This is a genomic window from Sphingomonas ginsenosidimutans (assembly GCF_002374835.1).
Classification (GTDB): domain Bacteria; phylum Pseudomonadota; class Alphaproteobacteria; order Sphingomonadales; family Sphingomonadaceae; genus Sphingomonas; species Sphingomonas ginsenosidimutans.
Genome location: NZ_NWVD01000002.1, coordinates 130380 through 142577 on the forward strand (window position 1 = coordinate 130380; position 12198 = coordinate 142577).

The 12198-nt window shown below is 71.0% G+C and carries 10 protein-coding genes; 8 read left to right on the forward strand and 2 right to left on the reverse strand.

Translation table 11 applies throughout. From position 1 onward, the window contains the following. Nucleotides 1-37 precede the first annotated feature (37 nt). From COA17_RS06240 to COA17_RS06265, 6 genes are read left to right on the forward strand one after another with little or no spacing between them, the layout of a single operon-like run. Nucleotides 38-2515 carry a circularly permuted type 2 ATP-grasp protein gene (locus tag COA17_RS06240; protein ID WP_096611029.1) on the forward strand — a complete coding sequence of 826 codons (2478 nt, stop codon included), beginning with the start codon at nucleotides 38-40 and terminating at the stop codon, nucleotides 2513-2515. Further along, nucleotides 2515-3456, forward strand: coding sequence for a transglutaminase family protein (locus tag COA17_RS06245; protein WP_096611031.1), 942 nt, complete (start codon nucleotides 2515-2517; stop codon nucleotides 3454-3456). The genes COA17_RS06240 and COA17_RS06245 overlap by 1 nt, the downstream gene beginning before the upstream one ends. A 21-nt stretch (nucleotides 3457-3477) precedes the next feature. Then, nucleotides 3478-4413, forward strand: a complete 936-nt coding sequence (locus COA17_RS06250) for a DnaJ C-terminal domain-containing protein (RefSeq protein ID WP_096611033.1) — start codon at nucleotides 3478-3480, stop codon at nucleotides 4411-4413. 6 nt (nucleotides 4414-4419) lie between these two features. Next, nucleotides 4420-5367 (forward strand): YihY/virulence factor BrkB family protein, encoded by a 948-nt coding sequence (locus COA17_RS06255; protein WP_066492268.1) that lies wholly within the window; start codon nucleotides 4420-4422, stop codon nucleotides 5365-5367. Nucleotides 5368-5405: 38 nt separating this feature from the next. Further along, nucleotides 5406-6197: an enoyl-ACP reductase FabI gene (gene fabI / locus COA17_RS06260; RefSeq protein ID WP_066492265.1), complete on the forward strand. Its 792-nt coding sequence runs from the start codon at nucleotides 5406-5408 to the stop codon at nucleotides 6195-6197. 7 nt (nucleotides 6198-6204) lie between these two features. Then, nucleotides 6205-6729 carry a GNAT family N-acetyltransferase gene (locus COA17_RS06265; RefSeq protein ID WP_066492252.1) on the forward strand — a complete coding sequence of 175 codons (525 nt, stop codon included), beginning with the start codon at nucleotides 6205-6207 and terminating at the stop codon, nucleotides 6727-6729. A gap of 96 nt (nucleotides 6730-6825) precedes the next feature. Here the strand turns inward: COA17_RS06265 and COA17_RS06270 are convergent, their stop codons facing one another. Further along, the gene (locus COA17_RS06270; RefSeq protein ID WP_096611035.1) at nucleotides 6826-8496 is read right to left on the reverse strand and encodes a hypothetical protein; all 1671 of its coding nucleotides are present in this window, start codon (nucleotides 8494-8496) and stop codon (nucleotides 6826-6828) included. A 140-nt stretch (nucleotides 8497-8636) separates the two neighbouring features. Between COA17_RS06270 and aroC the strand changes: the two genes are divergently transcribed. Both aroC and COA17_RS19300 read left to right on the forward strand, forming a co-directional pair. Continuing rightward, entirely contained in the window at nucleotides 8637-9704 is a 1068-nt protein-coding gene (aroC, locus tag COA17_RS06275; protein ID WP_096611037.1) for a chorismate synthase, read from the forward strand. 73 nt (nucleotides 9705-9777) lie between these two features. Then, nucleotides 9778-10332, forward strand: a complete 555-nt coding sequence (locus COA17_RS19300; protein ID WP_176484822.1) for a hypothetical protein — start codon at nucleotides 9778-9780, stop codon at nucleotides 10330-10332. A 565-nt stretch (nucleotides 10333-10897) separates the two neighbouring features. On the opposite strand, the gene COA17_RS06285 is transcribed toward COA17_RS19300, so the two are convergent. Beyond that, a complete protein-coding gene (locus COA17_RS06285) occupies nucleotides 10898-12187 on the reverse strand; it encodes an adenylosuccinate synthase (protein ID WP_066485195.1) in 1290 nt (429 codons plus the stop codon). Nucleotides 12188-12198 lie beyond the last annotated feature (11 nt).

The following is a 12198-nucleotide window of genomic DNA, read 5'->3' on the forward strand; positions in this document are numbered from 1 at the left end:
ACGTCCCCTAGGGTCGCGCGGCCAAGCGATAGAGGGGATGGAGTTGGCGACACAGGCCGCGCTGTTCGATGCCGGGACGCACGCGCGCCGCTGGGCGGACGGCTATGCGGCCGCCGGCACCGGGGCGGACGTGTTCCACGATCCGGGCGACGCGGCGTGGCTGGCGATGCTGGAGGAACTGTCCGCGGTCGCCGGCGACGATCTGTCGCACGCGCGCGAACGGGTGCAACGCCACGCCGCTGACATCGGCACCGGCTTTCGCATCATCGGGGAGGAGGCGGAGCGCCCCTGGCCGCTCAGCCCGGTGCCGCTGCTGATCGACGATGCCGAATGGGCGACGATCGAACGCGGCGTGGTGCAGCGCGCCGAGCTGCTCGAAACCATCCTGCGCGATCTCTACGGCCCCGCCCATCTGGTCGCGCGCGGGCACCTGCCCGCCACGCTGGTCACCGGCAGCCCCTTCTACCTGCGCCCGCTGGTGGGCGTGACGCCGCCGGGCGGCTGCCACCTGCATTTCGTCGCGATCGACCTGGGGCGCGGGCCATCGGGCGAATGGCGCGTGCTCGCGGATCACCTGCGCACCCCCACTGGCGCGGGCTATGCGCTGGAAAACCGGCTGGCGGTCAGCCGCACGCTGGGGGGCTTGCAGGGGCGGCTCAACGTGCGCCGCCACGCGCCGTTCTTCGCGGCGTTCCGCGACGGGCTGGCCGCGTCGTGCCGGCGCAGTGACCCGCGCATCGGGCTGTTGACGCCGGGGCGCTACAATCCCAGCTATGCCGAACAGGCGCATCTGGCACGCTATCTCGGCTTCCTGTTGGTGGAGGGCGACGATCTCGCCGCGCTGGAGGACAAACTCTACGTCCGCACGATCGGCGGGCTGAAGCGCGTCGATGCGCTGTGGCGGCGGCTCGACCCGCGGCTGCTCGATCCGCTGGCGTTCGATTCGCATTCGCGGATCGGCGTGCCGGGCCTCATCGACAGCTGGACGGAAGGTAACGTGGTCATCGCCAACGCCCCCGGTTCGGGGGTGCTGGAAAGCACCGCGTTCGGGGCCTTCCTTCCGCAGCTGGCGACGCGGCTGACCGGCGCGGACCTGATCCTGCCCAATATCGCCACCTGGTGGTGCGGCCAGCCGGCGGAGGCCGAGCATGTCGCCGCCGAACTCGATTCGCTGCTGCTGTCGTCGGCGTTCGGCGCGCGCACGCTGGGGCTGCCGGCCGACGGCGCGGTCGCCGGCGCGGAACTGACCCGCGAACAGCGCGCCGCCTTCCTCGACGACCTCACCCGCCGGCCGCAGGATTATGTCGGGCAGGAAGTGGTGCGGCTGTCGTCGATGCCGGTGGTGATCGGCGACCGGCTGGAACCGCGCCCGTTCACGCTGCGCGTGTTCGCCGCGCGCGACGGCGACGGCCGGTGGCAGGTGATGCCCGGCGGCTTCGCGCGTATCGGCGAGCATCCCGATCCGCGCGCGGCGGTGCTGGGCGAGGGCACATGGTCCGCCGACGTGTGCGTCTTCGGCAGCGATCCGGTGCCGCAGACGTCGCTGCTCCCCGCCGCCGATTCGCTCCACGTCCGCCGCAACCCCGGCACGCTGCCCAGCCGCGTCGCCGACAATTTCTACTGGCTGGGCCGCTATCTGGAACGTGGCGAGGCGTTGCTGGCGGCGATCCGCGTGATGCTGGGCAATTCGATCGACGCCGATGCCGGCGCGGCACTCGGCACGCGCACGGTCGGCGCGCTGGTCGATGCGATCGTCGGCGTCGGTGCCGCGCCCCGGCCCGACAGCCTGCGCCGCCACGATCTGACGCAGATGGCGCGCATCGCGATGGAATCGCCCGACTGGCAATCGGTTGCGACCATCAACGGCCATGCGCAGCGGATCGCGGCGGGATCGCGCGACCGGCTGTCGGCGGACATGGTGCGGCTGCTCGACGCACCCTTCCCGACGCAGCGCGGGATGCTCGACCGCGCCGGCTCGCTCCAGCGCCGCTATGCCGCGATCGCCGGCCTGTCGGCCGAGCATATGGGCCGCACCGCCGCGTGGCGCTTCCACGATCTGGGGCGGCGGATCGAACGCGGCACCGCGATCACGCGCGCCGCGCGCGCGTTCGGGCTGGCGGGAGCGTCGGTAGACGATCTGTCGACGCTGCTCGATTTCGCCGACAGCCAGATCAGCTACCGCCAGCGCTACCTGACCGGGATTGCGCGCGTGCCCGTCGTCGACCTCACCGTCCTCGATCCCGGCAATCCGCGCGCGCTGGCGTTCCAGGTGGAGGCAATCCGCGACCATCTCGCGCGGCTGCCGGTGCTCGACGACGACGGCATGGCCGAACCGCAGCAGGTGGAGGCGACCGGCCTCTGCGCGCTGGTCGCCACGGCGCAGGCCAGCACGCTCGACGCCGCGACGCTGGGCGAGGTGGAGCGCCGGCTGATGCGCCTGTCCGATGCGATCGCGCACCGTTACTTCCTGCGCGGGGCCGAGCCGCTACGCGCCAGCGGCCTGACGCTCGCCTGATGCGCTACGATATCCGCCACATCACCCGCTTCGACTATGGCAATGCGGTCAAGTTCGCGCGCTGCAACCTGCGGCTGAAACCGATCGACTGGCCCGGCCAGCGGCTGGAGACCTATGACCTGACCGTCGAACCGTCCGGCCGTGCAATGCCCGCGCGCGCGGAGGCGGGGCTGGCGCACGTCACCCGACTGGTGGTCGACCAGCCGGTGCGCCGCTTGACGATCGAAAGCCGCGCGCAGCTGACGGTCGACCGGCTGGTGCCCGTGCCCGACGCCGCCGATCCGACGCTGGCGGAGGTCGCGCGGATGGCGCGCGCCTCGGCCGACATTTCCGCCGCCGGTCCCGCGGCCTATCTCTACCCCTCGCCGCTGATCCCGCTCGACCGCGCGATCGCCGAATATTGCGCGGCGGACCTGTCGCCGGACCGCAACGCGCTGGAGGCGGGGATCGCGCTGGCGCGCCGCATCCAGAACGATTTCGCCTTCGACCCCGCCGCCACGCTGGTCGACACCCCCCCGCACGAGGCGTTCCGCCACCGCCGCGGCGTGTGCCAGGATTTCGCGCAGATCATGATTACGGGCCTGCGCGCCGCCGGCCTGCCTGCCGCCTATGCCTCCGGCTATATCCGCACCATCCCGCCGCCCGGCGAGGCGCGGCTGGTCGGCGCCGACGCGACCCATGCCTGGGTGCTGCTATGGTGCGGCGCGGCGCGCGGCTGGGTCGGGGTCGATCCCACCAACGGCATCTGGATGGCGGGCGACCATGTGATCGTCGCGATCGGCCGAGACTATGCGGAGATCGCGCCCGTCGACGGCGTCGTCCTCGGCTCCGGCGCGCAGTCGATGGAGGTCAGCGTCGACGTCGCCCCGATCGAGGAATCCCCCTCGGCACCGCCGATACACGACGATTGCGCCGCGCCCGTGCTGGCCCCACATAGCTAGGTAGTAACAACCGGGGACATTATGGCCGATCCTTATGCGACGCTGGGCGTGGCGCGCGGCGCCAGCGAAGCGGACATCAAGAAGGCGTATCGCAAGCTCGCCAAGGAACTGCATCCCGACCGCAACAAGGACAATCCGAAGGCGTCGGAACGCTTCTCGCAGGTGACGTCCGCCTACGACCTGCTGACCGACAAGGACAAGCGCGCGCGCTTCGACCGCGGGGAAATCGACGGCGACGGCAATCCCACGGCCCCGTTCGGCTTCGGCGGCGGCGGCGGTCCGCGCCCCGGCGGCGCAGGCGGCGGCGGTTTCCGCTCGCAGGGGTTCGAATTCGGCGGCGAGGGCGCCGACATGTCGGATATCTTCGAGGGGCTGTTCGGCGGGCGCACCGGCGGCGGCTTCGCCAGCGGCTTCGGCCGGCGCGGCACCCCGCCGCAGAAAGGCGCGAACACCGCCTATCGCCTGACCGTGCCGTTCGTCGACGCCGCCACGCTCGCGCCGCAGCGCGTGACGCTGGCCGACGGGCGCACGCTCGACCTGAAACTGCCCGCCGGGGTCGAGACGGGCACGCAGATGCGGCTCGCGGGCAAGGGCGAGGCGGGGCCGGGCGGCGCCGGCGACGCGATCGTCACGATCGAGGTGCAGCCGCACCGCTATTTCACCCGCGACGGCGACGACGTGCGCCTCGACCTGCCGATCACGCTCAAGGAAGCCGTAGAGGGCGGCAAGGTGAAATGCCCCACGGTCGAAAATCCCGTGATGATTACCGTGCCGGCCGGCAGCACCTCGGGCAAGACGCTGCGCCTGAAGGGCAAGGGCTTCCATCGCAAGGGCGGCGAGCGCGGCGACCAGCTGGTCACGCTGGTGGTCGACGTCCCCGCGGAGGATGCCGCGCTCAAGGCGTTCGTTGCCGGCTGGACCGGAGGAGGGAACCCGCGCGCCGCGATGGGCGTCTGATCCCCCGTGACAGACGGCCAGACGGCACTCACCCCCGAGGATCGCGGCCGCGATCACGCTGCGGCGCGCCGCCGGCTCGACCGGCGGCTGGCACGGGTGCGGCCGGGCGCCTATGCGTGGGAAGTGCTCAAGCGCGCGCTGATCGGCGTCTATAATGACGGGTTCATGCACGCGGGAAACCTGGCCTATCTCGCGCTGATGACGGTGTTTCCATTCTTCATCGTCGCGGCCGCGATCGCCTCGGTCGTGGGGCAGAGCGACGACGTGCAGCATGCGGTGCGCAGCTTCCTGTCGGTGCTGCCCCCCAATGTCGCCGACATCCTGCGCAAGCCGATCGCCGACGTGCTGGCGGCGCGCACCGGCTCGCTGCTGTGGCTGGGCGCGCTGATCGGGCTGTGGACGGTCGGCAGCTTCGCGGAGACGATCCGCGACATCTTCCGCCGCGCCTACGGCACGCGCAGCAGCCAGTCGCTGTGGCGCGCCCGCCTCGGCCTCAGCCTCGCGATCATCGCCTCGGTGGTGATCGCGCTGATCTCGTTCCTGGTACAGGGCGTACTGACCGCCGCCGAACAGTTCATCTACCGCCTGCTGCCGGTGGCGCAGGATGTCGCCAGCTGGCTCGGCCTTGCCCGGCTGGTGCCCGCGGCGATCATGTTCGGCGCGCTCTACATGCTGTTCTACTCGGTCACGCCGGGTAAATACCGCAAGTCCGAAAGTCGGAAATGGCCCGGCGCGCTGTTCACGACCTTGTGGTGGGTCAGCATGACCGCGGGCCTGCCGTTCGTCCTGTCGCAGCTGGGCGGCTACGACCTGACCTATGGCAGTCTGGCGGGGGTCGTGGTGATGCTGCTGTTTTTCTACCTCATCGGTCTCGGCCTCGTGTTCGGCGCCCATCTCAACGCGGCACTGGCGGAGCCGCCCGAACCGGTAGTAGAGGGGAGCGCAACGACTTAGCGAAATCGAATGAAGGGCGTGACGGCGTGAACGGATTGATGGCGGGCAAGCGCGGGCTGATCATGGGCCTGGCCAACGACAAGTCGCTGGCCTGGGGGATCGCCAAGCAGTTGAGCGAGGCGGGCGCGGAGCTCGCCTTTTCCTATCAGGGTGCGGCGATGGAAAAGCGCGTCCGCCCGCTGGCCGAGCAGCTGGGCGTCGCGCGGCTGTTCGACTGCGACGTGTCGGACATGGACGCGCTCGACGCGACCTTTGCCGAACTGGCGAAGGAATGGCCGACGATCGACTTCGTCGTCCATGCGATCGGCTTTTCCGACAAGTCGCAGCTGCGCGGCAAGTTCTACGACACCACGCTCGACAATTTCCTGATGACGATGAACATCTCGGCCTATTCGCTGGTCGCGGTGGCGCAGCGCGCGCAGGCGATGATGCCGGAAGGCGGCGCGATCCTGACGCTGACCTATTATGGCGCGGAAAAGGTCATCCCGCATTACAACGTCATGGGCGTGGCCAAGGCCGCGCTGGAAACCTGCGTGAAATATCTCGCGGTCGATCTGGGGCCGCGCAACATCCGCGTCAACGCCATCTCCGCCGGCCCGATCCAGACACTGGCGGCGCGCGGCATCGGCGACTTCAACTACATCCTGAAATGGAACGAGCTGAACGCCCCGCTGCGCCGCACCGTCACGATCGAGGATGTCGGCGGCGCGGGCCTGTACATGCTGTCCGATCTCGCCAGCGGCGTCACCGGCGAAATCCATCATGTCGACGCCGGCTACAACGTCATCGGGATGAAGGCGGAGGACGCGCCCGACATCGCGCTCGCCTGACGCGCGCATGACCATCGCGATCCACCCCGCCGGCGCCGCGCATGTCGCCGCGATTGACGCGCTCCTCCGCGCCGGCTTCCCGCGCGCGGACGAGGCCGATCTGGTCCGCCGGCTGTGCGTCGACGGCGACATGGTGCTGATGCTGGTCGCGGTGGACGAGGATGACGGGGCGCTCGCCGGCGCGGTCGCGTTCAGCCGGATGCGGGTCGATGCCGGCGGCAAGGCGATTCCCGCCGTCGCGCTCGCGCCGGTCGCGGTCGCCCCGGCGTGGCGCCGGCAGGGCGTGGCGGAGGCGCTGATCCGGGCAGGCATCGAACAGCTGGAGCGCGCCGGCATCGTCCTGTGCTTCGTGCTGGGCGAGCCGTCCTTCTACGAACGCTTCGGCTTCCACGCCGATTACGCGCGCAACTTCGCCTCCCCCTATGCCGGCGACTATCTGATGGCGCTGCCGCTGCAGGGCGGACTGATGCCCTGCGGCACCCGCGGCGAGGCCCGCCACGCCCCCGCCTTCGCCGCGCTGTCGGTAGACTGACCACGAACCAAGACCGGCCCCTCCCGCCAAACGTCATCCCAGCGAAAGGCTCCAGACCGCACCCGGGCGGCGCCACCCGGCGCGAGCCCCCCACCCTCACGCCGGCTTCTTCTCCTCGTAATACAAGGGCCCCAGCGCATCGATCACTCCGGTCGCGTCCAGCGCGCGTGCCGGATCGACGCCCTTGTCGACCGCGCGGATCGTCAGTTCGGTCTTGTACCCGGTCGGCGTGCTGCTGATCTCGCGGCCATATTGGGTCTGCACCAGCCGGCGCATGTAATCGTTGCGCTTGACGATCACGAACGCGGGCTTCCCCGCTGCCTTCGCGACTTCCGCCGCGCGCAGCAGCGTCATTTCCTGCACCAGCGTCTGCGACGGGGTGTTGCCGATGAACTCCACCATCACCGTCCCGTCGGCGTTGGGGGTGGAGCGGAAGCCGTCGGTGCGGCTGATCCCCCCGAGCAGGCTGGTCCCCATGCTCAGCGCGCCGCCGATCAACGCGCCGAGGATGTTCGGGCGTGCACGGTCGTAATCGACCACCGATCGCGGCGTTTCGGGCGCGATCATCGCGAGCGGGATCACGGCGACCAGCCCGTCGCGACGCGCCTTGGCGGCATCGGCGTCGGCCGGTTCGAACGATCCCACCGCCGCCGCCTTGTCCGCGGGCAGCGCCGCCTTCACCGCGCTCATCAGTTCGGCGGTCGCGGCGTTGGGCGGCATCGGCGTCGCCTTCATGATCGCGAGCGCATCGTGGGGGCGCTTCTCGGCCACCGCGATCCGCGCCTCGATCCGCTTGGCATAGCGTTCGGAAAACTCGCCCAGCCGCTCGCGGATCGCCGTCGCCAGCGCGGGCAGCGCGGCTGACGCCTTCTCCGCATCCTTGCCGGTCGCGGCCGGCACCGGCGTCGCCGCAGCGGCCGGCAGCGCGGCGGCCATCCGCTGACGTACCTCCGCCAGCATCGCCTTCGCGCCGGCGACGTCGCCGGTCGCGGCGCGCGCATAGGCGATGTGATAGCTCACCATCATCGCCGCCAGCAGCCGGTCCGAATCGGGGGAACGCAGCGCCAGCGCCAGCGGCGGCAGCGGCTCGGTCGGCCACGATACGGCGACGGACGGTGCCAGCGCCACGACCCGCGCGAAATTGCCCGCATCCGCTTCACGGATCAGCATTCCGGTCGCGGCATCGGGGTCCAGCCGCAGCAGGTCGCCCGGCGTCCCGCCCGGCTCGAACTGCAGGATCGTCGACGCGACCTGCTGCACCTCGAGCGCATAGGGGCGCGCCGCGATCGCCTGCCGCGCCAGCGGCGCTGCCGCGGCCACGTCGCCCTTGCGCGCCGCCGCCAGCGCGCGCAGCAGCGTCAACGACACACCCATGCTGCGCTGGTAGAACCGGTCCTGCGCGAGCGGCCCCGCCGCCGCCTCGGCCAGGTCGAGATCCGCCACCGCCCCGGCCAGATCGTCGGAATGGAGCCGCGCGGCCGCCCGCGCACGCAACAGATGCGCGCGCCGCAGCGTCTGCGTCGGCAACAGCCGCGGGCTGCCCAGCGCGACGGTGCAGGCGGCGATCGTCTGCGCATCGCGGCTCCCGCCCAGCAGCTGGAACGGCGTGGAGCCGACCTGCCCGCGCAGCCCATCGGGTTGCTTGCCGGGATGCTGCCGCCCGTCGCAACGCTCGAAATCGGCCTTGTCGTCGGCATGCGCCACGCCCGCGCCGAACCCCGCCACCAGCCCCGCCATCAGCAGGGCCGCCGTCCTCACCTTCGCCACCGGATATTCCCCTTCGCCGAATCGCGTGGCGACGCCCCCCGGCGCCGCTCCCCCGCGCGATCACGCCCCTGTCATAGCCGCGCGCAATCTGTCATGGCGAGCGCCATGTTCGCCCCCGCCTTCCCCCCCGGTACACCGCGATGAGCTTCAACACCTTCGGCCGCGTCTTCCGCTTCACCACCTGGGGGGAAAGCCACGGGCCGGCGCTGGGCGCGGTGGTCGACGGGTGCCCGCCGGGGATCGCGCTGTCGGAACAGGATATCCAGCCGTGGCTCGACAAGCGCCGCCCCGGCCAGTCGCGCTTCACCACCCAGCGCCGCGAACCCGATCAGGTGCGCATCCTGTCCGGCGTGTTCGACGGGAAGACGACCGGCACGCCGATCAGCCTGATGATCGAGAATGTCGACCAGCGGTCGAAGGATTATTCCGACGTCGCGCTCGCCTATCGGCCCGGCCATGCCGATTACGCCTATGACGCCAAATACGGCTTCCGCGACTATCGCGGCGGCGGGCGGTCGTCGGCACGCGAAACCGCCGCGCGCGTCGCGGCGGGCGCGGTGGCGCGCGCGGTCGTGCCGCAGGTGCGCGTGCGCGCCTGGGTGGAGGCGATCGGCGGCGATGCGGTCGACCCGGCGGCGTTCGACGATACGCAGATCGACGCCAACCCGTTCTTCTGTCCCGATGCCGCCGCCGCCGCGCGCTGGGAGGCGAAGGTCGATGCCGCGCGCAAGTCCGGCTCCTCGCTGGGCGCGGTGATCGCGTGCGAGGCGACCGGCGTGCCCGCCGGCTGGGGCGCGCCGCTCTATGCCAAGCTCGACAGCGAACTGGCCTCGGCGATCATGTCGATCAATGCGGTGAAGGGGGTGGAGATCGGCGACGGCTTCGCCGCGGCGGCGCTGTCGGGCGAACAGAATGCCGATCCGATGCGCCCCGGCGACGGCGGCCCGCGCTTCCTGGCCAACCACGCCGGCGGGATCGCGGGCGGGATCGCCACCGGCCAGCCGATCCGCGTGCGCGCCGCGTTCAAGCCGACCAGCTCGATCCTGACCCCGGTCGAAACGATCACCCGCACCGGCGAGGCCGCCGATATCGCCACCAAGGGCCGCCACGATCCGTGCGTCGGCATCCGCGGCGTGCCGGTGGTGGAGGCGATGGTCGCGCTGGTGCTCGCCGATCAGGCGCTGCTCCACCGTGCCCAATGCGGGTAATGTTATAGTACCGATTCGGGAACGATTCCACCGATCGCATCGTTGCTCCTGCGTAATTGTGAGGAGAATGGATATGCGTATCACCATCCTTCTGGCCTCCGCGGCCCTGTCGGTACCGGGCGTCGCATCGGCGCAGCTGGCGGGCGGCGTCAGTGGCGGCTTGGGCGGCACGGTCGGCGGCACCATGGGTCAGGTCGGCGGCACGCTCGGCGGCACCGCCACGGGCCAGCTGCAGACGCCCGACACCAGCGCGGTCCGCGATACCGCCGCCCGCACGACGCAACGCACGCGTGAGGCGACGCGCCGCGCCGCCGATCGCACCCGCGCCGCCGCGCGCAGCACCGCGGACCGTACCGCCGCCACCGCGCGCCAGACCGGCCGGCAGGTGGGCGATACCGTCAACGGCACCAGCGTCGGCGTGACCGGCGGTGCCAACGGCGCGACCTCCGCATCGTCGGGCGGTGCGACGATGGGCGGCAACGGCGCGCTTGGCGCGACGGTCAACACCCCGAACGGCTCGGTCGCGACCGGCGGCGGCGTCGCCGGCGGCACCAGTGCCGATTCCTCGGGCATGAGCGCCGGCACCGCCGGCGGCATCTCGACGACCGCCACCGACAAGCCGCGGTGACGCACCGGCCTCGCCCCTCTACGGGGGGCGGGGCCACCCGCCGCCGCGACCAAGCGGCGTTGCGGCCCGTCGAAGCGCGGAACATCCCCTGGTCCCAAGCCGTTGAAGCGCTTGAAAACACAGGAGAGGTTATCATGCGCTCGACGATCATTCTGGCGACGGCGGCCCTGCTGCTTCCCGCCGCGGCATCGGCCCAGACGATGTCTCCGCCCGCCACCGGCACTACGACCGGCCAGCCCGGTACCACCGGAATGCAGACGCCGCCGGGTACCGCTACGACACCGATGCCCGACCATCGCGGGCACGACACCAGGCGCCCTTCGACACGCCCGCACGGTACTGCAACGCCGGTACCAGATACGATGGCGCCATCGGGCGGTGATTCGTCGGGAACGATGGGCACCCCGGCCAGCCCGGATCCGATGACCGGGACCACCGGTCCCACCGCACCGCCGACCGGCACGACCCCGCCGCAGGCGTAACTGCGGTCACCCGACCGTGAACGGCCCCGTCCCGGACATTCCGGGGCGGGGCCGTTCCGCGAATCTATCGCGGAACAGACGCGTCAGTCCGCGAAGGGATCGCGGACCAGGATCGTGTCCTCGCGCTCTGGACTGGTCGATACCAGCGCCACGGGGCAGCGAATCAATTCCTCGACGCGGCGGATATATTTGATCGCCTGCGCCGGCAGGTCGGCCCAGCTGCGCGCGCCCGCGGTCGATTCGTGCCAGCCCTCCATCATCTCGTACACCGGCTCGACCGCCATCTGGTCGGCGGCATGCGACGGAAAATAATCCAGCACTTCGCCGCGCAGTCGGTATCCGGTGCAGATCTTCACCTCGTCGAACCCGTCCAGCACGTCGATCTTGGTCAGCGCGATCCCGGTGATCCCGCCGACCGCCGCCGACTGGCGCACCAGCACCGCGTCGAACCAGCCGCAGCGCCGCTTGCGGCCGGTGACCGTGCCGAACTCATGCCCACGCTGTCCCAGCCGCTCGCCGATGTCGTCCTCCAGCTCGGTCGGGAACGGCCCCGATCCGACGCGCGTGGTATAGGCCTTGGCGATCCCCAGCACGAAGCCGACCGCCGCCGGCCCCAGCCCCGATCCGCCCGCCGCGGTGCCCGCGATCGTGTTGCTGCTGGTCACGAACGGATAGGTGCCGTGGTCGATATCCAGCAACACGCCCTGCGCGCCCTCGAACAGGATGCGCCGCCCGGCCTCCTTCGCCTCGTTCAGGTCGCGCCAGACGGGCTTGGCGAACGGCAGGACGAAACCGGCGATATCACGCAGTTCCGCGACCAGCGCGTCGCGGTCGATCGGCGGCTCCCCGAACCCGGCGCGCAGCGCGTCGTGATGCGCGGTCAACCGGTCCAGCTGCGGCCCCAGATCGCCCAGATGCGCCAGGTCGCACACGCGGATCGCGCGCCGGCCGACCTTATCCTCATACGCCGGGCCGATCCCGCGCCGTGTCGTCCCGATCTTCCCCGCGCCCGACGCATCCTCGCGCAGCCCGTCCAGGTCGCGGTGGAACGGCAGGATCAGCGCGCAATTGTCCGCGATGCGCAGCGTCTCGGGCGTCGCGACGACGCCCTGCGCCGCCAGCCGCTCGATCTCCGCCTTGAGCGCCCACGGGTCCAGCACCACGCCGTTGCCGATCACCGACGGCGTGCCGCGCACGATCCCCGACGGCAGCAGCGACAGCTTGTAGACGTTCTCGCCCACCACCAGCGTGTGGCCGGCGTTGTGCCCGCCCTGGAACCGCACGACCATGTCAGCGCGCTCGGCCAGCCAGTCGACGATCTTGCCCTTGCCTTCGTCGCCCCATTGCGCGCCGATGACTGCTACGTTGGCCATGGATACAGGTC

What these genes read in the sequence shown, in the direction of transcription:
- COA17_RS06265 (WP_066492252.1), top strand. Translation starts at nt 6,205, where the DNA reads ATGACCATCGCGATCCACCCCGCCGGCGCCGCGCATGTCGCCGCGATT.
- COA17_RS06240 (WP_096611029.1), top strand. Translation starts at nt 38, where the DNA reads ATGGAGTTGGCGACACAGGCCGCGCTGTTCGATGCCGGGACGCACGCG.
- fabI (WP_066492265.1), top strand. Translation starts at nt 5,406, where the DNA reads ATGGCGGGCAAGCGCGGGCTGATCATGGGCCTGGCCAACGACAAGTCG.
- aroC (WP_096611037.1), top strand. Translation starts at nt 8,637, where the DNA reads ATGAGCTTCAACACCTTCGGCCGCGTCTTCCGCTTCACCACCTGGGGG.
- COA17_RS06245 (WP_096611031.1), top strand. Translation starts at nt 2,515, where the DNA reads ATGCGCTACGATATCCGCCACATCACCCGCTTCGACTATGGCAATGCG.
- COA17_RS06285 (WP_066485195.1), bottom strand. Translation starts at nt 12,187, where the DNA reads ATGGCCAACGTAGCAGTCATCGGCGCGCAATGGGGCGACGAAGGCAAG.
- COA17_RS19300 (WP_176484822.1), top strand. Translation starts at nt 9,778, where the DNA reads ATGCGTATCACCATCCTTCTGGCCTCCGCGGCCCTGTCGGTACCGGGC.
- COA17_RS06250 (WP_096611033.1), top strand. Translation starts at nt 3,478, where the DNA reads ATGGCCGATCCTTATGCGACGCTGGGCGTGGCGCGCGGCGCCAGCGAA.